Annotated in this window: 16 protein-coding genes; 8 read left to right on the forward strand and 8 right to left on the reverse strand. The window is 33.0% G+C overall.

Annotation, left to right across the window (positions count from 1 at the left end; all coding sequences use genetic code 11):
* Window positions 1-84 precede the first annotated feature (84 nt).
* Window positions 85-828: a Dph6-related ATP pyrophosphatase gene (locus BUE10_RS01085; RefSeq protein WP_073481348.1), complete on the forward strand. Its 744-nt coding sequence runs from the start codon at window positions 85-87 to the stop codon at window positions 826-828.
* Between the two features lie 97 nt (window positions 829-925).
* On the opposite strand, the gene BUE10_RS01090 is transcribed toward BUE10_RS01085, so the two are convergent.
* The 3 genes from BUE10_RS01090 to BUE10_RS01100 form a co-directional block, all read right to left on the reverse strand.
* A complete protein-coding gene (locus tag BUE10_RS01090; protein ID WP_073481350.1) occupies window positions 926-1,465 on the reverse strand; it encodes a DUF1697 domain-containing protein in 540 nt (179 codons plus the stop codon).
* Window positions 1,466-1,507: 42 nt separating this feature from the next.
* Window positions 1,508-3,283 carry a hypothetical protein gene (locus BUE10_RS01095; protein WP_073481352.1) on the reverse strand — a complete coding sequence of 592 codons (1,776 nt, stop codon included), beginning with the start codon at window positions 3,281-3,283 and terminating at the stop codon, window positions 1,508-1,510.
* Window positions 3,284-3,384: 101 nt separating this feature from the next.
* Window positions 3,385-3,804 (reverse strand): hypothetical protein, encoded by a 420-nt coding sequence (locus BUE10_RS01100; protein WP_073481353.1) that lies wholly within the window; start codon window positions 3,802-3,804, stop codon window positions 3,385-3,387.
* A 266-nt stretch (window positions 3,805-4,070) separates the two neighbouring features.
* Between BUE10_RS01100 and recG the strand changes: the two genes are divergently transcribed.
* Window positions 4,071-6,179, forward strand: a complete 2,109-nt coding sequence (gene recG, locus BUE10_RS01105) for an ATP-dependent DNA helicase RecG (protein WP_073481355.1) — start codon at window positions 4,071-4,073, stop codon at window positions 6,177-6,179.
* A 249-nt stretch (window positions 6,180-6,428) separates the two neighbouring features.
* On the opposite strand, the gene BUE10_RS01110 is transcribed toward recG, so the two are convergent.
* From BUE10_RS01110 to BUE10_RS01120, 3 genes are all read right to left on the reverse strand, one after another.
* Entirely contained in the window at window positions 6,429-7,028 is a 600-nt protein-coding gene (locus BUE10_RS01110) for a PAS domain-containing protein (RefSeq protein WP_073481357.1), read from the reverse strand.
* A gap of 79 nt (window positions 7,029-7,107) precedes the next feature.
* The gene (locus BUE10_RS01115; RefSeq protein WP_073481359.1) at window positions 7,108-7,962 is read right to left on the reverse strand and encodes a hypothetical protein; all 855 of its coding nucleotides are present in this window, start codon (window positions 7,960-7,962) and stop codon (window positions 7,108-7,110) included.
* A 30-nt stretch (window positions 7,963-7,992) separates the two neighbouring features.
* Window positions 7,993-8,592: a TlpA family protein disulfide reductase gene (locus BUE10_RS01120; protein ID WP_073481361.1), complete on the reverse strand. Its 600-nt coding sequence runs from the start codon at window positions 8,590-8,592 to the stop codon at window positions 7,993-7,995.
* Between the two features lie 571 nt (window positions 8,593-9,163).
* On the opposite strand from BUE10_RS01120, the gene BUE10_RS01125 reads away from it, so the two are divergent.
* From BUE10_RS01125 to pheT, 5 genes are all read left to right on the forward strand, one after another.
* Window positions 9,164-10,222 (forward strand): efflux RND transporter periplasmic adaptor subunit, encoded by a 1,059-nt coding sequence (locus tag BUE10_RS01125; protein ID WP_073482974.1) that lies wholly within the window; start codon window positions 9,164-9,166, stop codon window positions 10,220-10,222.
* A gap of 112 nt (window positions 10,223-10,334) precedes the next feature.
* Window positions 10,335-13,430, forward strand: coding sequence for an efflux RND transporter permease subunit (locus BUE10_RS01130; RefSeq protein WP_073481362.1), 3,096 nt, complete (start codon window positions 10,335-10,337; stop codon window positions 13,428-13,430).
* 69 nt (window positions 13,431-13,499) lie between these two features.
* Window positions 13,500-14,810 (forward strand): TolC family protein, encoded by a 1,311-nt coding sequence (locus tag BUE10_RS01135; RefSeq protein ID WP_073481364.1) that lies wholly within the window; start codon window positions 13,500-13,502, stop codon window positions 14,808-14,810.
* A 27-nt stretch (window positions 14,811-14,837) separates the two neighbouring features.
* Window positions 14,838-15,701: a bestrophin family protein gene (locus BUE10_RS01140; RefSeq protein WP_073481366.1), complete on the forward strand. Its 864-nt coding sequence runs from the start codon at window positions 14,838-14,840 to the stop codon at window positions 15,699-15,701.
* A 135-nt stretch (window positions 15,702-15,836) separates the two neighbouring features.
* Window positions 15,837-18,257 (forward strand): phenylalanine--tRNA ligase subunit beta, encoded by a 2,421-nt coding sequence (gene pheT, locus BUE10_RS01145; protein WP_073481368.1) that lies wholly within the window; start codon window positions 15,837-15,839, stop codon window positions 18,255-18,257.
* A 284-nt stretch (window positions 18,258-18,541) separates the two neighbouring features.
* On the opposite strand, the gene BUE10_RS01150 is transcribed toward pheT, so the two are convergent.
* Complete coding sequence (locus BUE10_RS01150; RefSeq protein ID WP_073481370.1) at window positions 18,542-18,916, reverse strand: hypothetical protein; 375 nt, start codon at window positions 18,914-18,916, stop codon at window positions 18,542-18,544.
* Window positions 18,917-19,212: 296 nt separating this feature from the next.
* Between BUE10_RS01150 and BUE10_RS01155 the strand changes: the two genes are divergently transcribed.
* Window positions 19,213-19,647 carry a hypothetical protein gene (locus BUE10_RS01155; RefSeq protein WP_073481372.1) on the forward strand — a complete coding sequence of 145 codons (435 nt, stop codon included), beginning with the start codon at window positions 19,213-19,215 and terminating at the stop codon, window positions 19,645-19,647.
* Window positions 19,648-19,978: 331 nt separating this feature from the next.
* Here the strand turns inward: BUE10_RS01155 and BUE10_RS23965 are convergent, their stop codons facing one another.
* Entirely contained in the window at window positions 19,979-20,233 is a 255-nt protein-coding gene (locus BUE10_RS23965; RefSeq protein ID WP_159439046.1) for a hypothetical protein, read from the reverse strand.
* Window positions 20,234-20,274 lie beyond the last annotated feature (41 nt).

The following is a 20,274-nucleotide window of genomic DNA, read 5'->3' on the forward strand; positions in this document are numbered from 1 at the left end:
TGGCGTGTAAAAACCCAAAGTTACAAAGGTTTCAACAACAAATCGAATGAAATTTGTAAGTTTACCACACAAAAATAATCCAACGTGTCTACACCAAAAAAAGCCTTATTTAACTGGAGCAGCGGAAAAGATTCTGCTCTAACATTATACAAAATTCTTCAAGAACCTGAATTTAAAATTGAATGTTTATTAACGAGTGTAAATCAGCAATATCAGCGAATTTCCATGCATGGCGTTCGTGTTGAATTGTTGCAGGCTCAGGCAGAAAGCATCCGGATTCCATTAAAAATTATGCAGGTTCCGGAAATGCCAACAATGGAAGTTTACGAAACTGTAATGACAGAAACCTTGACGGAATTAAAAAATCAAGGAATTATGTACTCTGTCTTTGGAGATATTTTTCTGGAAGATTTACGAAAATATCGTGAAGAACAATTGGCAAGAATAGGTTTTGAAGGTGTTTTTCCTATTTGGAAAATTCCGTCTTACGATTTAATTCAGGAATTTATTTCACTTGGATTTAAAACGATTGTGGTTTGCGTAAATGAAAGATATTTAGATAAAAGTTTTGTCGGCCGAATTATCGATCAGGGTTTCATAAATGATTTACCTAAAAACGTTGATGTTTGTGGGGAAAATGGAGAATTCCACACTTTTACTTTTGACGGACCAATTTTTTCTAAACCTATTGATTTTGAAATTGGCGAAATTGTTTATCGAAAATATGAAAAACCAAAAAGTCAGGATTCTTCGAATAAAGCTTGTGATACAGATACAACAGATGCTTTTGATTTTGGGTTTTGGTATTGTGATTTAATTCCAAAGTAATTCTGTCAGACTGAGCGGAGTCGAAGTCATTTTTGCCACAAATTACACGAATTTTCACGAATTGATTTGTGTGAATTTGTGTAATTCGCGGCAAAAATTATTCATTATACATTGCTAACAAATTCGTAACCGTATTCAAGTTTCGCATTGTCCCAATTACATTCAGTTTTTTCTCGATATATTTTAGTTCAAGTCTTGTTTTTCCTGCACCAACAGCATATTTAATATAAATTCTATTTTCGTCAATAGTTGCTTCGTCTGGTTTAAACTGACTGATTTTTAAATCATGTATGCTTTCTTTCTTCAAGGCAATCGCAACAAAAACAATATAAAGTTTTTTGATATCAATATCTTTTTCCTTCAAATAAAGATTGTTTGCAAAACACAATTCCAAATCTTTTTTTGCAATTACAATGGCAGGAACTTCATACCCAAAAACCTTAAAGATTTCCTGTTTAATCATAAAACCCACTTTTGCAGCGTCTTCTTCACTATCAACAAAAACATTTCCAGATTGTAAATATGTTCTAACGTTTTGAAAACCAATATTTTCAAGCATTGTTTTCAAAGCGTCCATTTTGATCATATTGTGACCAGAAACGTTGATTCCGCGAAGAAGTGCCAAGTGTGTTGTCATTTTTAAAATTTTAGTCAAAGATAAATATTCATTGTATCAAAACTAGTCTTCATCTTCACCAATTTCAATATCGAATTTGATTAAAAAATCGTTGAGTTGTTTTTTATACTTTGCTTTTGCTTCGTCTACGATTTCATCCGTTTCTTCGTTTGATTCTATTGGGTCAAGATTAAATTCCTTTTTAGCCCATTGCTGAAACTCTTCTTTATTTTCATTTTCTTCATAATATTCTTCATCTTTATAGAAATAAGCATTGTCAAAATCGACTGAAATTTCAGTATCAAGAGTTAAAAGATGAATTAATTTACAGGTATTTTCAGCTACAACATGAATTCCGCCTTCGTCTCCAAAAACTACTATCGGACAATTATTTAAATCTTTATCAATAAGCCAGTAAGCATAAGAACTTCCAGAGCCGTTTGCGCCTGCAAATTCAATAAAACTAGTATAAAATTCTTCTTCTTCAGACCATGTTTTTATTCCGGTTTTATCATCATATATTAACAAACCAAAACATTCTGAATAGGTTTCAGATCCATATTTTTGATCAAACTGATATAGTTTTATTAAATCTTCGGGTAAAACGTAATTACCAAACTGAACCGAAAATTCTTCTAATGAAAAACTATTATCATATTCTTGGTATTCAGTTTCTTCATCGTCGTCTTCATCTTCTTCATCAGAAGTTTCTTTTGTCAATACTTCAAAAGCTTCTAATGCAGCACATTTTACACAAAACATTTCTATTCCGGGTGCAGTTTCATTATTTGCCCATTGGTATTTTGTATCTCCATCTTCATCAAGATATTCTAAAACGAGCGTAATTTCTTCATCATCATGGCACCATAAAGCACGCATTTTTATATTAAAACCATTTCCAATTTCTTCAGAAATCTGACTGTATTTCTTTCCTTCATAAGTAAACGGAACAAACGAATATTCGTTTGTTCTGCTCTTTTTACTTATTCTGCCTATGTGTTTTACATATTCTAATTGAGACAAAACTTCAATCCTATTTATAAACTGAATGCGAAAATCAGTATACATATATTTTTCTTTTTTATCATAATCAAGAATCGAAAGTCCTTCTCTAAAAACGTCTTCGTGGTAATTATTTCCTAATATTTCAGTTCCATATTCTGAATGTTTGATAAAAGAATCATCGACAATATCAGATAATTTATGTGTCGATGGAAAGTAATTTTCAATTGTAATTATATTCCCGTCTGCATCACTGAGATTGCTGCAAATCATTATATCCGGTCTGTTTACACTCACAATTGCCTGAACATCTGTAAAACGTTCAAAATGCATCAGCATATCGTCGCTGTAAATTAACCCCGCTGTAACATCGCCTTTTACAAAAAGTTCTCCATGATTGTATTCACCAATAATGGTATCGCATTTTAAGCCTCCGCCTAAATAATGAACGCTTCCAAACAAAGTTAAATTTACCGTTTTAGTTTCTCCTAAGACAATTAATGCGGGCGAATTATCTGTATCAAAAGAACTTATAAGTTTTTTGACATTCAGATTTCCTTTAAAAATAAATCCTAGAATAAAAATATCCTGATGTTCCTCTGTAGTGAAATCCATTTCGAAGGAATCCATTTCTACATCATCTTCTGCTAAAAGAAATATTGGATTTTCTTCATAATCAGGAAAACGCCAGATATCTTCAAAAACATTGTAGATTTTTTCGTTATTAAAATCGGTAAGATCTCCAATAATAGTGTGGGCTTCGTGTCTATTAATTACTTTAAATGTAACACCTGCAAATTCAATGGTTTCAAAAGGAATTTTTTCTTCTTTATTCATTTTCTTAGTGGCTCATAGTTAAACAAATCTAAGAATTATCTTTATTTATTAAAATAATAGCCTTTAAAATAAATGCAAAAACTATTACTATAGATTATATTTTATTTCTCTTTTTTAAAAGTGTAACTGCGATCACAAGCACTTGCATCGTCAATTAAATAGCTGGATTTATCGAGAGTAAAACTTTCTTTTAAACCACCACCTGAACAACTAGATATTAGCATATTGTATTCGCTATAGGTCAATATAAATTGAGTTTTATCATTATTCGTTACGATCTCAAAAGTTCCTGACAAAGTTGTAGTTTTATTATCATATACTCTAATCTTTACAAAAGTATTGTCATTATTAAATACGTAAGAAAACTGATTCGAAGCAGGATCATCTGCATATACACCATCAACAAATTGAACCCATTTTCCATAGTAATCAGATACTGGAAGCGGCGTTTTATCATCTAAATCCTCACCACAAGAAACAAACAAAAGAAAAGATAAAATTAAAAGTCCAATTTTTTTCATAATTAAAGTTTTTAAAAGTTAAACTATTAATATTTCTTAAAAAAGCTGCACCTACAGGATTAATTTAACGATAACTTAATATCGTGAAATTAAATTCTGTCAAACATTCTATTTTCAAATTATGTAATTAAAATCTATCTTCGCTTTTTGAAAGAAAATAGAAAATAGAATCAAGAAAATAGAGTATAGATTTTAGTCTATTTTCTTGATTCTTTCTTCTAAAATCTAAAATCAACAATCTAAAATCTAAAGTCTAAATTTCATAAATGTCTAATAATCTCCTCGAAACTCCTATCGAATACTTAAAAGGTGTTGGCCCAAGTCGCGGTCAATTGCTTCGTAAGGAATTAGGGATTCATAAATACGGAGATTTAGTCAATTTTTACCCTAATCGGTATATTGACAGGACGCGATATTATAAGATTAACGAACTGCAGAATACAGGAACTGAGGTTCAGATTGTTGGAAAAATCATCAACATAAAAACGGTTGAATTTGCGAAAAACAAAAAGCGTTTAGTTGCCAGTTTTGTTGATGAAACCGGAATGATTGAACTGAACTGGTTTCAGGGTCATAAATGGATTCGCGAAAGTTTAAAACTAAACGAACAGCTTGTTATATTTGGGAAATGTTCTGTATACGGAAACCAATTTAGTATGGCACATCCTGAAATTGAATTGTTAAGCGAACACGAAAAAAGCCTTCGTTCTGCTATGCAGCCGGTTTATCCATCGACAGAAACACTGACAAACCGCGGCATTTCAAACCGAGCGATCAATAAAATGATGGAGCAATTGTTTATTGAAACTCAGGCTTTGTTTACCGAAACTTTTCCGGCTTATTTAATTGACGAGTTAAAGCTGATTCCGAAAAGAGCGGCTTTATTTAATATACATTTTCCAAAAAGTGCAGATGCTTTGGCGAAAGCCCAATTTCGATTAAAGTTTGAAGAATTGTTTTTTATTCAATTACAATTAATCACTAAAAACTTAATTAGAAAACATAAAATAAAAGGGCATCCGTTTACAAAAGTGGGTGAACTTTTTAATCATTTTTATCAAAATCATCTGCCGTTTGATTTAACCAATGCTCAAAAAAGGGTTATAAAAGAAATCCGTTCAGATATGGGAAGCAACGCCCAAATGAACCGATTGCTTCAGGGAGATGTTGGATCAGGAAAAACGATTGTTGCTTTTATGAGCATGCTTTTGGCGATTGATAATGGTTTTCAGGCATGTTTAATGGCGCCGACAGAAATTCTGGCAAATCAGCATTTTATTGGATTGTCTGAATTTGCTAATACATTAAATATCAACATAAAAATATTAACCGGTTCGACTAAAACTTCTGAAAGGAAAATTATTCATGAAGAACTGGAAAACGGGAATCTGCAGATTTTAATTGGAACTCATGCTTTGTTAGAAGATAAAGTAAAATTTCAAAGTTTAGGTTTAGCGGTTATTGACGAGCAGCATCGTTTTGGTGTAGAACAACGATCAAAATTGTGGAAGAAAAACGATATTCCGCCTCACGTTTTGGTTATGACAGCAACGCCAATTCCGAGAACTTTGGCGATGAGTTTATACGGTGATTTAGATATTTCTGTAATCGATGAATTACCGCCGGGAAGAAAACCTATTGAAACTGCACATCGTTTTGACACTAATCGTTTAAAAGTCTGGAAATTCCTGCGCGACGAAATTGCAAAAGGAAGACAAATTTATATTGTATATCCGTTAATTCAGGAATCTGAAAAAATGGATTATAAGGATTTAATGGACGGTTATGAAAGTATTTCAAGAGATTTTCCGCTGCCGCAATATTCGATTTCAATTCTGCACGGAAAAATGAAACCTGCCGATAAAGATGCTGAAATGAAACGTTTTTCTGAAGGAAAAACCAATATTATGGTCGCAACAACTGTAATCGAGGTTGGTGTAAATGTGCCAAATGCCAGCGTTATGATTATCGAAAGTGCCGAACGTTTTGGTCTCTCACAACTGCATCAGCTACGCGGACGTGTGGGCCGTGGCGCGGAACAGAGCTATTGTATTCTAATGACAAGCCACAAATTAAGCGCCGATAGTAAAACCAGAATGGAAACGATGGTTCAAACGAACGACGGTTTCGAAATCGCCGAAGTGGACTTAAAACTTCGCGGCCCCGGAGATTTAATGGGAACGCAGCAAAGTGGTGTTTTAAATCTTCAAATCGCTGATATTGTCCGCGATCGTGACATTTTATCTTTGGCACGAAACTACGCCTTAAAAATTTTAAAAGAAGATGCTCCGCTTCAAAAACCGGAACATGCTATTTTGAAAATGGTATTTATCGAATTGACTAAGAAGAAAAATATTTGGAATTATATTTCGTAAGGTTCAAAGATACAAAGGTTCAAAGTGACAAAGTGATAAAGGTTTAGAGGTTTTAACTTGACGAATGTCATCCTGAGCGAAGTCGAAGGCTTATGAAACATAAAAACTTTGTCACTTTGAACCTTTGTACCTTCAAAAAAAATACACTCCACTGCATCAATAAGTTTTAAATATTCAGGTGATTAGATTTGTTGGGGAGCAAACTTTGAATTGAATATTACGACGACGCAATGAAGCATATTTATTAAATTATTTTTTGGGCGGTGTTTTATCAAATAAACCGCTGAATAAGCCTTTGCTTACTTTATTTTTATCATCTTTTCCTGTAGCGATTAAATGGTCTATATATTCCATATATGTCTTTTTTCGCTCTTCTAAAAAGCCAATCAAATATTCTTCGGAAGCAATTAGACCGCTGGCTTCTTCTATTTGTAATAGCTTTTTATATAATGGTTCAATAAATTTTGTGATGAGAGGTTCAGGAACAGATTTTCTGGTTCCAAAATAGCCTACAATATCTCCATCAGCATCGGAAATAATTTTAAAATCGGTTACAACCCAGTAATAACGGCCGGTTTTTGCCATGTTTTTTATAATAACATGAATGTTTTCACTTGATTTAATACTGTCCCACAAGAATTTAAAAATAACTTTTGGCATATCAGGATGCCTCACAATATTGTGAGGCTGTCCTACAAGTTCAAATTCATCATATCCTGAGACATCTATAAAATCTTCATTGGCATAAAGAATTGTTCCGTTTTTATCTGTTTTACTAAGTAATACTTTATTTTTATTCCAATCGACTTCTCTGTCAGAAGGCGTAGGACGGTTAAATCTCGTATCCATAAATTTGCTGCTAATAATTAATAAATGGTTGATTGTGCGTGTAAAAACGCTGGCACTGAGTAGTTGATTTTTACAGTTTTTAATTTCTGGTATTAGTCGATTTTACATGAATATCATTTACTAAATCATCAATTTTTTTGGCACTTTCACGCATCATATCCAAATACGTCAAAAGCTTATCATTATCCGTATGCCCTTTTGAAACATCGATTAATTTTAAAACAGAATTTACCGGAAGTTTTAAATCCAAAGTTGTTCTGTGGATAAAATCGTTGTATTCTTTTGTAGCCGACAATGAACTGTATTTGGCAGAAGCCAGCTTCATGTTTTCTAATTCATATTCATCAGAAATTTTAGAAATATGATTATGGCTGTGTTCTTTAAAATAATAAGCCCAATAGCCATTCATAAAAAATACGACAGCGGCCAAAATAGTATGAATTATTAGTGTTTCTAAATCGAAATTTACCTGAGAGAAATAAACCTGAAGTCCGTTAGCATCATTATAAACGTAGTTTTGCAAATAAGCCAAACCAGCGTGATGCAGCACAACCAAAAGTGTTAACGGGATCTGCAGTTTCCAGTTTTGATAAATAATTAAAATAGTACTCGCAATGAAAACCGTAAAGTGCATTTCGAATAAACCGTGCATTTGGTAAATATACTGCGCCATAAATATTGCCAGTACAACCGACAAGACATATTGATAAAATTTAGAATTCTTTACAAAAAACTTGGCCGAATAATATGCCAAAAGGTTCAGCGTTCCAACTCCTACTCCAATTTCGAATGTATCATATTTAAAGGATAATCCAATCCCGAGAAGAAAATAAACGGCTAGAACATAATTAATAATGATATCTGATTTTTGCGTCATAGTCGACATAAAACTGTGCAGATAATCTTGCTCATTTAAACTGGCTTTTGTTTTCATAGGTTTAAAAATTTTAGTTAGTGATAGATTTTATTTAGTGCAATTTGGTAATGTACATCCGTAAGCTCTAAGAGCTAAAGCATTAAATGAGGGCAAATTATTTTGTTTTAACAGCGCATCGATCGCCATTTGGGCGTAATTACTTTCAGCATCTGTGCAATATCTTGTTTTATTGTAATTACCTCGATAATATAAATTATGATCAGCATCTAAAAGAACAGCCTGTGGGGTCGAAATCACGCCGCATTTTTGAGCTATGCCTTCATCAAAATAAACAGGAATTACTGCTCCAAATTTTTGCTGGATTTCTTCGATAGAAAAAGTCTTTTTTTTGTTTAACACCACAATTTTAAAATTGACTTTATCGCCATATTTTTTAATCAAATCACTCACATGCGGCACATTGAAGCGCGAACAGGGACAATCCGGATTAAAGAAGTGAAAAAAAACAGGTTTGTTATCAAATGCACAGCATTGCGACAAATCAATTTTGGCACCCATTGCTATAGCATGATAATTCTTCGGAATTGGCGTTGGCAGACTATACTTGAATTCATTCTGCCAAAAAAGATAGCCAATTGAAAATAATAAAAGTGTAAACCATAAAGCTAAGAGTAATTTTTTCTTCATATATTATTTTTTTAGTAATTAAGAATAAAAAATATAAACACTTGTTAATATAATTATTAAATAATTTCTGTAAAAACATCAAAAAACTACACCTAACTCATTATTTTAACTAATAATCCTACACCATTTTATGAGTATTATTGGTAAAATTGACATTTTGTTTAACATAGTAATGTTACAAATAAATTCGATAAACTGCAAAAAAAATCGGACAAATGCGTAAAAAATTATGAAAGGGCAGAAATCATTAGAGATGAAGAAGGAGAAAAATTAAAATCATGAATTTTCATTTTCACACTAACTAAAACACATGTACTTGATTACAAGGTACATACATAAAAAAACCTTAAAAACTGTTAAGAATTATTAAAAAAAGTAACATTTACATTTAAACCTTTTCTTAAAAGAGATGTCTAAAAGCAAACTTTTGCAATTATAGCTCATGAAAACGATTTGAAATTATTGTGATCCAAGTGTTAAATAAAAGCTAACGCCTTTTGGTTTCAACACAAAAAGTTAAATTTGCTAGTTGCATAAAAACATACAACAAAAAAACATTCACCTAAATTTTATGAAATTAAAACACCTAATCTACGCCTTGATCATCATCGTTTTAGGAGGATTTATTACTTACCGAATAATATCCAACAAAGGCAAAAATGACGAATCAAAAAAATTTGGCGATAAAGATAAACCAACAACTGTAACCGGACTTGTAGTTAAAACTTCGACTTTTGATAACAACTTATCATTATCTGGTTCAATCGAAGCAAACGAACAAATTGAGATTCACAGTGAAGTTTCGGGAATTGTAGAAGGTATTTATTTTAATGAAGGAACTTATGTGAATAAAGGTCAGGTACTTTTTAAAGTAAACGACATTGAATTAAAAGCACAATTAAGACAAGCTGTAACCAGAGAAGGCTTGGCTGCAGAAAATGAAAGAAGAGCAAAACTTTTACTTCAAAAAGAAGCCATCAGTCAGGAAGAAGCAGATGTTGCAAGAGCAGATTATGCTTCCGCACAAGCACAAAGTCAATTAATTAGAGCCCAAATATCTAAAACTTCTGTAAAAGCACCATTTTCTGGAAAAGTAGGTTTACGTTCTATTTCACCGGGGACTTATATTACACCAACAATTGTAGTTGCAAAATTGGTTAATACAGGAAAATTAAAAATTACATTTTCAATTCCGGAGAAATATGCAGCACAGGTAAAATCTGGTTCATCAATCGATTTTAATGTTTCAGGATCTGATAAAACTTATACAGCAAAAATTTACGCAATCGAGCCAGAAATTGCCGTTGCAACACGTACATTACAAATTCGCGCTATTGCAGATAATACAGACGGAAAACTTTTCCCTGGAACTTTTGCCGATGTAAAATTACCCTTAAATATTATTAAAGATGCTATAGTTGTACCTTCTCAGGCTATCATACCTGTTCAGGACGGTAAAAAAGTTTTTATTGCAGATATGGGCAAAGCCAAAGAAGTTATGGTTGATGCAACCACAAGAACTGATGCTTCTATTTTGATTTTATCAGGATTAAAAGCCGGAGATACTTTGATTACAAGCGGTGTTATGTCTTTAAAAAATGAAGCACCAATTAAAGTTAAAGTAAAATAGTCATAAAGCTGAAAGTCATAAAGTCCAAAGTCGTAAGACTTGAATATAGATTTAAAGAGCAGTAAGATTTAGCATAAATCTGAAATCTAAAATCAACAATCTAAAATCAAACATGAGTTTATCAACTACAAGTATAAGAAGACCTGTTTTAACCATTGTACTGAATTTATTAATCATATTATTCGGTTTTATTGGTTATACTTTTTTGGGTGTGCGAGAATTTCCTTCAATCGATCCTGCGCAGGTTTCCATCAGAACAAGTTACACAGGTGCAAATGCCGACATTATAGAATCGCAGATTACAGAACCGCTTGAAAAAGCTGTAAATGCTATTGACGGAATACGAAATATTACTTCTTCCAGCAATCAGGGAAGCAGTAATATTACCATCGAATTTAATCTTGACAAAGATTTAGAAGAAGCTGCAAACGACGTTCGTGATAAAGTTTCGCAAGCCATTAGAAGTTTACCGCAGGATATTGATGCTCCTCCGGTTGTATCGAAAGCCGATGCTGATAGTGACGCGATTATTTCGATGACCGTTCAAAGTGATACCAGAAGTTCTTTAGAATTAAGTGATTATGCCGAAAATGTTATTTCACAGCGATTAGAGACAATTCCGGGTGTGAGCGGAGTGCAAATTTGGGGACAAAAACGTTACGCCATGCGTTTATGGATTGATCCAGTAAAATTAACGGCCTACGGATGTACGGTTGCCGAAGTTCGAGCTGCACTAAACGCACAAAACGTCGAATTGCCTTCGGGAAAACTGACAGGAAACAACACCGAATTAACAGTAAAAACAATTGGTAATTTATCTAAAGCCGAAGAATTCAACAATATTATCATTCGTACCGACGGAGACAAAATCGTTCGTTTAAGCGATGTGGGCGGTGCAGAATTAGGACCTGAAAATTTAGAAACAAAACTAAGTCAGTCTGGACTTCCATTAATTGGTTTGGCAATTGTGCCAATGCCGGGAGCCAACTATTTAGATATTTCAAAAGAGTTTTACAAAAAATACGAAGCACTTAAAAAAGATCTTCCAAAAGATATTAAACTGAATATCGCACTTGACAATACTATTTTCGTAAAGAAATCAGTACTTGAAGTTGCCGAAACTTTAGGAATTTCGATTATTCTGGTAATCATTATTATTTATTTATTCTTTAGAGACTGGGCAATTGCGTTCAGGCCTTTAATTGATATTCCGGTTTCGTTAATTGCTACTTTCTTTATCATGTGGCTTTTCGGGTTCTCCATCAACGTATTAACCTTATTAGCCATCGTTTTAGCAACAGGTTTGGTTGTGGATGACGGAATTGTAGTTACCGAAAATATCTTCAAAAAAGTCGAAGAAGGAATGTCTCCTATTGAAGCTGCAATTAAAGGTTCAAATGAAATTTTCTATGCCGTAATTTCGATTTCGGTAACACTTGCGGCGGTATTTTTACCTGTAATTTTCTTAGAAGGTTTCGTTGGTCGACTCTTTAGGGAATTTGGAGTTGTAATTGGTGCAGCGGTATTAATTTCTGCCTTTGTATCATTGACTTTAACGCCAATGTTAAATGCGTATTTAATGAAAGGCGGCGAACAGAAAAAATCTAAATTCTATATTAAAACAGAACCATTTTTTGAAAAAATGAACAGCGGTTATGCTGAAGCTTTAACCAAATTCATGGACAAAAAATGGATTAGTTTCCCTATTTTAATTGTTTGTTTTGGATTAATTTATTTATTCTTTACCATTCTTCCAAAAGAAACCGCTCCTTATGATGACAGAAGTGCTGTAACCATGCGTATGACAACTCCCGAAGGATCTTCATACGAATATACAGACCGCTTTATGCAGGAAATCTCAAAATTAATTGATGATTCGATTCCCGAGAAAAAAGTAAGTTTAGTAATTACGTCTCCCGGATTTAGCTCAAATTCTGTTAACAGCGGATTAGTGAGACTTGCATTAAAAGATGTCGACGAAAGAAAAAAATCTCAAAAAGATATTGCAGACGAATTAACAAAATGGACAAAACAATATCCTAATGCCAAAACTTCTGTAACACAGCAGCCTACAATTGCCGTAAACAGACGTGGTGGTTTACCAATTCAATATATTATTCAGGCCCCGAATTTTGAAAAACTAAAAGAAAAGATTCCGGTTTTTATGGATGAAGTGGGTAAAAGTGATGTTTTCTCTACTACCGATGTTAACCTGAAATTCAACAAACCTGAAATCAACGTAAGTATTGACCGTGCAAAAGCAGAAAGTTTAGGGATTTCGATTTTAGATATTGCACAGACTTTACAGCTTTCGTTAAGCGGACAGCGTTTTGGATATTTCATTAAAAACGGAAAACAATATCAGGTTATTGGTCAGTTTGATCAAAAAGACAGATCAAAACCGCTGGATTTAACTTCGATGTTTGTGAAAAACAAAAGCGGACAATTAATTCAAATGGACAACGTTGTGAATGTTGTCGAACAAAGTAATCCGCCGCAATTGTATCACAACAATCGTTACATGTCTGCAACTGTTTCTGCAGGTTTAGCACCGGGAAAAAGTATCAGCGATGGTATTCAGGAAATGGACAGAATTAAAGCTAAAGTTTTAAACGACAGTTTTACAACAGATTTGAGTGGAGAATCGCGAGATTTTGTGGAGAGCAGCTCGAATACTTCTTTTGCATTTGGATTAGCTTTATTGTTGATTTTCCTGATTCTTGCCGCACAGTTTGAAAGTTTTATCGATCCGTTTATTATCATTTTAACAGTACCAATGGCGGTTGCGGGAGCTTTATTCTCACTTTGGTTATTCAACCAGACATGGAATATTTTCAGCCAGATTGGAACCGTAATGCTTATTGGTCTGGTTACGAAAAATGGTATTTTGATTGTCGAATTTGCCAATCAGTTACGCGAACAGGGCAAGCCAAAAATGGAAGCTATTCTTGAAGCATCAGAAGCACGTTTACGTCCTATTTTAATGACGAGTTTAGCGATTGCATTAGGAGCATTACCAATTGCAATGTCACTTGGAGCCGCTTCTACCAGTAGAATTGGTATGGGAGTTGTAATTGTGGGAGGAACTATTTTCTCTTTGGCGCTGACTCTTTTTGTGATTCCGGCGATCTATTTTATGTGGTCTAAAGCCAGAAAACATTATCCTGAATTTGATCGTATCGACGAGTACGAAAAAGAAAGTAAATAAATATTTATTGACCATAAACTCACAAATTAATTAATAAAATTTGTGAATTCACGGCAAAAGAAAAATAATATGAATATTAAGAATATATACTGCACTTTAATAGTTCTGTTCTTTTGCATTGTTAAAACAAATGCACAGGAAGTTTTGACTATTGAAGAAGCAATGAAAATCGCTTTAGAAAATAATTTTGAAATTAAAATTGCCAAAAATAATTCAACAATAAGTGAAACAAATGTTACTATTGGAAACGCAGGTTTACTGCCAACCGCTACAGCTAATATTGTAGATAACAATAGTGTTACAAACTCAACTCAGGTGCGTCAGGATGGAACATCAACTACATTAAACAATGCAAAAAACAACAATTTAACGTATGGAGTCAGCTTAGGCTGGACGGTTTTTGACGGAATGAGAATGTTTGCCAGATACGATCAGTTAAAAGAACTTCAAAAATTAGGCGATGCCGAATTAAAAAGAACAATTCTCATAAAAATTGGTCAGGTAAATTCTGCTTATTATGATTTAGTACAGCAGCAGCATCAATTAGCGGCTTTAGACACTACAATCGTAATTTCAAAACAAAGAGTAGAATTGGCACAAAATCGTTTCACCATTGGTAAAGCTTCAAAATTAGAAGTTTTAAATGCTCAGGTTGATTTAAATACAGATCAGGTTACTTTATTAAGACAAAAAGAATCGTATGCTAATGCCAAAATATTATTGAACCAATATTTAGCGCGTGATCCTAAAATTAATTTCAAAGTAACTGATGTAGTTACTGTTGATGAAAAACTGGTTTTAGCCGATTTAATGAATTTGGCGCAAAAACAAAATCCGGCTTTAGAATCACAAATCATCAATAAACGTATTGCCGAATTACAGCTGAAACAAGTAAAAGCAAGCCGATATCCAACTGTAAATTTAACTTCGGGTTATAATTTTTCTGAAAGTCAGTCGAGTTTAGGATTTACAAGCGAAAACTCTTCAAGAGGTTTTACCTACGGTTTTAATGCTTCGATGAATATTTTTGACGGATTTAATCAGCATCGAAATGAAAAAGTTGCCAAACTTCAAATCGAAAATTCTCAAATCGCTATCGATCAGCAAAATATGATTTTGAATACGCAATTAAGCACAGCTTTTCAAACGTATTTAACCAATTTAGAATTAATTGATTTAGAGGAAAATAACGAAGCGATCGCGAGACAAAATTTAGAAATTACTTTAGATAAATTCAGAATAGGAACTATCACAACCATTGATTTTAGAACGGCTCAGCTCAATTATGTAAACGCAAAAGTTCGCTACAGCAACGCACAATACGAAGCAAAATTATCTGAAATTGCCTTAAAAGAATTAGCTGGAAATATTAATTTTTAAACTAAATTTGTTTCAAAACAAACTTAGATGATCTCTTATAATACCAAAGAATGGTTTACGTTCATATTCCATTTTCATAAATCAGATACCGTTAGAAAACTTTTACCAATCATGCTTGCGATTGGTATTTATGCCGCAACCGTTGGGTATCTGGAAGTTGAATACTTTAAAGTTGGCAAAAACGATTACATCCACAACATTCCTATTATGCACGGAATGCTTGGTTTTGTCATTTCGTTATTACTGGTTTTTAGAACAAATACCGCTTATGACCGCTGGTGGGAAGGACGTAAACTTTGGGGAGGTTTGGTAAACAGCAGCCGTAATCTGGCTATAAAACTGTCGGCTATTTTAAAAGACGAAAACGACAGGAGTTTCTTTAGAAAATTCATCCCGTTGTATGCTGATATTCTGCACAAACATTTAAAAGATGCTGATACGAGTAAACAGCTTTTTGAAGATGTTGATTTAGAAATAGACCATCATAAACACAAACCCAATCAGCTAAAAAGAATCATGTATCATAAAATCAATGATTTATATGATGCAAAGAAAATTACAGGCGATCAATTAATCATTTTAAATAATGAATTGCAGTCGTTTACAGATATTTGCGGTGCGTGCGAGCGTATCAAAAACACGCCTATTCCCTACTCTTACAGCGCTTTTATCAAGAAATTTATCTTCTTTTATACCATGACACTTCCGTTTGGATATTCTATTAGTTTGGGCTATTTTGTAGCGCCGGTTGTCGTTTTTATATTTTATGTTTTAGCGAGTTTGGAGCTTATTGCTGAGGAAATTGAAGATCCGTTTGGAGATGATGAAAATGATCTTCCAACAAGAAAGATTTCTGAAAACATCAAAAAACATATTGAAGAATTGATTTAAACAAGCTAAAAATCAAAAGAATAACATACTATTTTGAGCTAAACAGATGTTTTAAGGGAGAAAAACCAAATAAATTCTTTCTTACTACAATTCTCAATCCTTATATTTGTATCCTGATAAAAGAATAAAACTAACATGAAAATATCTTATAACTGGTTAAAACAATTCATTAAAACGGATTGGACATCTGAGCAAACTTCTGAATTATTGACAGATCTGGGTCTTGAAGTTGAAGTTGTTGAGAAATACCAGTCTATTAAAGGCGGATTAGAAGGAGTTGTTGTAGGACATGTACTTACCTGCGAAAAACATCCTGATGCTGACCGATTAAACATTACTACAGTAAATATTGGTTTAGAAGCTCCTGTGCAAATTGTATGCGGTGCTGCAAACGTGGCTGCGGGACAAAAAGTTCCTGTTGCAACTATTGGAACCGTTTTATATGATAAAGAAGGTGTTGAATTTACTATTAAAAAAGGTAAAATTCGCGGACAGGAAAGCCACGGAATGATTTGTGCCGAAGATGAATTAGGTCTTGGTACTGGTCACGACGGAATTATGGTTCTGGATGAAAATTTGGTTCCGGGAACTAAAGCTTCTGAAGTTTTTCAAATTGCAGATGATGAAGTTTTCGAAATTGGTTTAACGCCAAACCGTGCCGATGCGATGAGTCACTTTGGTACAGCACGTGATTTAAGAGCCGGAATGCTTCAAAGAGGTATAAACGTAGAATTGATTACGCCATCTGTAAGCAATTTTAGAGTTGATATGCGTACGCTTAAAATTGATGTTAATGTTGAAGAACCAGCTTTAGCACCAAGATATTGTGGCGTAACGATTTCAGGAATTACGGTTCACGAATCTCCAAAATGGCTTCAGGATCGTTTAAAATCGATTGGTTTAACTCCAAAAAATAATATTGTCGATGTTACTAATTATGTTTTACACGAATTAGGACAGCCGCTTCATGCTTTTGACGCTGCAAAAATTACCGGAAAAGTAATTGTAAAAACATTACCTGAAGGAACAAAATTTACCACTCTTGATGATGTTGAAAGAACATTGCATGCTGAGGATTTAATGATTTGCGACGAAAAAGGACCGCTTTGTATTGCAGGAGTTTTTGGAGGAAAAAAATCCGGAGTTACAGATGGAACAACTTCTATATTCTTAGAAAGTGCTTATTTTGATGCTGTAAGCGTTCGTAAAACAGCAAAAAGACATCAATTGAATACAGATGCTTCTTTTAGATTTGAAAGAGGAATTGACCCAACTATTACAGAATATGCTTTAAAACGTGCAGCTATCTTAATTCAGGAAGTTGCGGGTGGAAAAATTACTTGTGATGTTGTAGAGGTTTATCCTAAAAAAGTAGAAGATTTTTCGGTTTTATTGAATTTCAGCCACGTTTCTAAAATCATCGGACAGGAAATTCCAAAAGATACCATCAAAAAAATCCTGGTTTCTTTAGATATTAAAGTAAACAGCGTTTCTGATACAGGATTAGGTTTAACTATTCCTGCGTATCGTGTTGACGTTCAAAGAGAAATTGATGTTATAGAAGAAATTCTAAGAGTTTATGGTTACAACAATATTGAGTTTTCTAAAAAATTCAATGCTACGGTAGCTAATTCTCCAAGAACAGAAGATTATAAAGTACAAAATGTTATCGCTTCTCAATTAAACTCTCAAGGTTTTCATGAAATGATGGCAAACTCTTTAACAACGGCTGCGTATGCAAAATTATCGACTGTTTTAAAAGAAGAACATAACGTTACAATGCTAAATCCTTTAAGCAGTGATTTATCGACAATGCGTCAATCGTTGTTGTTTTCTGCACTTGAAGCGATTTCATACAATATCAATAGAAGAAATTCTGATTTAAAATTATTTGAATTCGGAAAATCTTATCACAAATACCTAAACGGTTACGAAGAACACAAACATTTAACTTTGTCTATTTCTGGAAACAGAAATAAAGAAAGCTGGACAACGCCGCAAAAAGGAACTGATTTCTTCTTGTTGAAAGGTTATGTAAAAGGTATTTTGGCTCGTTTAGGAATTGAAAAAATTTCGAATGCTCCGGTTCAATCTGATGTTTTCTCAGAAGGAACTTCTATTTGCTACAACAATGATACGTTAGTGGAAATGGGAGTTGTTAAGAAATCGATTTTAAAGCATTTCGGAATTAAACAAGATGTTTATTATGCTGATTTCAACTGGGATTTAATCTTAAAAATCATTACAGGAAAAATTAAGTATACTGAAATTCCTAAATACCCTGAAGTTCGCAGAGATTTAGCTTTGTTAATCGATGAGAAAACTACTTACGAAAGTATTTTTAACTTAGCGAGACAAACGGAAAAAGCACTTTTAAAAGACATTAATTTATTTGATGTATATCAAGGCGATAAACTTCCGGAAGGAAAAAAATCGTATGCTTTAAGCTTTACAATCCAAGATAATACAAAAACACTTACTGATGCTCAGATTGATAAAATCATGTCTAAATTACAACAGACTTTTGAAACTGAACTTGGCGCAAGCTTAAGATAAATCTTGAAGTTATTAAATAACAAACCCGACAGGTTTTATACTTGTCGGGTTTATTTTTTTGTTTCATGTTTCAAGTTTCATGTTTTTTTCAAGTTTCAGGTTTCAGGTGGTTGCCTGAGTATTGTTTTACCATAAAATTCGCAAAGAATTTCACAAAGTTTATTGAAAGTTTTTGTTGACCCACATCTTCAAAACATTTCCTTCTTTACGCAATCCTTTGCGGACTTTGCGGTGTATTAACAAGCTGCCAAGCCTGAAACCCTAAACACCAAAAAACAAAAACACTAACTAATTAAATATCTACTCCAAATTTGATCCCCCAGTTTCTGAATGCCTGTCCCAAGATTTTCAGTTTCTAATTTTTGACGTGAATTGTCATCAAATAGGAGTTCAAGATATATTCTTCCGTATTCTTCACTTACATTCCATTTTCCTGTATCTTTTTGAGAAGATTCACTTGGCGCGTACAAACCGCCGCCGGAAACACTTCTAAAAGATTCTTTAAAATAAACCGCACTAAAATCTGAATACAAATAAATAGCGTATTTTATTTCTTCATACCAGCCTCCGCCAGAGTAATCCCTGTCGCTGTTTGCTCTTTCCAGACGAAGTACTTTATTAGATAAAGTATTTACCATTTGATTGACTAAATAACTCATAATCTTAATTATTGATTGTTAGTTATAAATTTTCACTCTGTCTTTTCTGCTGAAAGAATTTTCTTTACTGCTGTTTATGTGCTTTTAGCATCGATTTTTATTCCTAAAAATTGACATCGTAAAATTATTTAATTACAAAATAGTATTAAGCCGTATTTTAACCCGTTTTTTTAGATAATTTTACTGTAGAAAAAAGGGTATTTTTCCCCTTGTATTGTTTTTAGGCATCAAATAATTTTGTCGCTACAATTAAAAAAACTGTAAACAACCATTAACCAATTAAATTAAAAATAACAATGAAAAATCCACCCGCAAAACCGAATCAGTTAATATCGAAAGAATTTGCAAAACAATTAAATGTTAACTACAACAATAAAAAAGCTGCATCCTTAACTGGTAAACGTGCTAAAAAAGAAGATGCAAACGCTATTTGGTATTCATTAGAAGCTTTAGAAAGTTACATACATTATATTAAAACCAATGGCGCAAAAGACGGATATAACGTAGATGGAATACGTTTTTATTTTGGTGTATATCCAGATGATGAACAACATGGCGACAAAGCCGGATTAACAACCTTATTCTTGGTTCCAACAGGAAAAAAAGTTGAAGATAATACCGCAAAAGTTCAAAGTTTTGCAATGGTGCAAGAATCAGCTCCAGCTGATATTCAAAGTCTTGAACCTATGAATTACGGTAATATCGGCAGACCGCCAAGCTTAATCTATTAATAAAAACTATGTTTGAATTTTTAAGATCGTATATCATTTATTTAGCTTTATTATCAGGAGGCATCGGATTAATTTCAATGCATAAATTACCTGGTAATAAAGCTAAATTTTTAGTAATTTTAATCTTTTTTTCTGCACTAATAGAATTAGTGGGATATTATTTTACCTATTTGACAGGCTTATTAAATTATTATGTTTATAATTTCTATATGTTTGTCAGCTTTTCTGCCTATATATTACTGATCCGAAGTCTTTTGTCGAAGATAAATTACAGGATGACGGCAGTTTTCTTTTTAATTCTGTTTATTGTTTCTTTCTTTTTAAACATAATTTATTTTAAAGAAGATACAAATCGTTCCTTTACATACAGTTTTGCCATAGGAGTAATGTTAGTATTAATATTATCCTGCTTATATTTGGTGGAGATTTTTAATTCAGACAAAATTTTAAATTTCAAACGATCTGTTTTTTTCTGGTACATTTTAGGAATATTGGTTTTCCACGTTCCTTTTACACCTTTTATGTTAGCCATCAATTGGTTTCTTATTAAACAAGACGAATCAGTATTTAGTTTAGTATTGTTCATCTTAAATTTTTTAGCACATAGTTGTTATATTATAGGTTTTT

Source organism: Flavobacterium sp. CF108, from assembly GCF_900129795.1.
GTDB lineage: Bacteria > Bacteroidota > Bacteroidia > Flavobacteriales > Flavobacteriaceae > Flavobacterium.

What these genes read in the sequence shown, in the direction of transcription:
- BUE10_RS01090 (WP_073481350.1), bottom strand. Translation starts at nt 1,465, where the DNA reads ATGACAACACACTTGGCACTTCTTCGCGGAATCAACGTTTCTGGTCAC.
- BUE10_RS01095 (WP_073481352.1), bottom strand. Translation starts at nt 3,283, where the DNA reads ATGAATAAAGAAGAAAAAATTCCTTTTGAAACCATTGAATTTGCAGGT.
- BUE10_RS01100 (WP_073481353.1), bottom strand. Translation starts at nt 3,804, where the DNA reads ATGAAAAAAATTGGACTTTTAATTTTATCTTTTCTTTTGTTTGTTTCT.
- recG (WP_073481355.1), top strand. Translation starts at nt 4,071, where the DNA reads ATGTCTAATAATCTCCTCGAAACTCCTATCGAATACTTAAAAGGTGTT.
- BUE10_RS01110 (WP_073481357.1), bottom strand. Translation starts at nt 7,028, where the DNA reads ATGGATACGAGATTTAACCGTCCTACGCCTTCTGACAGAGAAGTCGAT.
- BUE10_RS01115 (WP_073481359.1), bottom strand. Translation starts at nt 7,962, where the DNA reads ATGAAAACAAAAGCCAGTTTAAATGAGCAAGATTATCTGCACAGTTTT.
- BUE10_RS01120 (WP_073481361.1), bottom strand. Translation starts at nt 8,592, where the DNA reads ATGAAGAAAAAATTACTCTTAGCTTTATGGTTTACACTTTTATTATTT.
- BUE10_RS01125 (WP_073482974.1), top strand. Translation starts at nt 9,164, where the DNA reads ATGAAATTAAAACACCTAATCTACGCCTTGATCATCATCGTTTTAGGA.
- BUE10_RS01130 (WP_073481362.1), top strand. Translation starts at nt 10,335, where the DNA reads ATGAGTTTATCAACTACAAGTATAAGAAGACCTGTTTTAACCATTGTA.
- BUE10_RS01135 (WP_073481364.1), top strand. Translation starts at nt 13,500, where the DNA reads ATGAATATTAAGAATATATACTGCACTTTAATAGTTCTGTTCTTTTGC.
- BUE10_RS01140 (WP_073481366.1), top strand. Translation starts at nt 14,838, where the DNA reads ATGATCTCTTATAATACCAAAGAATGGTTTACGTTCATATTCCATTTT.
- pheT (WP_073481368.1), top strand. Translation starts at nt 15,837, where the DNA reads ATGAAAATATCTTATAACTGGTTAAAACAATTCATTAAAACGGATTGG.
- BUE10_RS01150 (WP_073481370.1), bottom strand. Translation starts at nt 18,916, where the DNA reads ATGAGTTATTTAGTCAATCAAATGGTAAATACTTTATCTAATAAAGTA.
- BUE10_RS01155 (WP_073481372.1), top strand. Translation starts at nt 19,213, where the DNA reads ATGAAAAATCCACCCGCAAAACCGAATCAGTTAATATCGAAAGAATTT.
- BUE10_RS23965 (WP_159439046.1), bottom strand. Translation starts at nt 20,233, where the DNA reads ATGAACAATACTAAACTAAATACTGATTCGTCTTGTTTAATAAGAAAC.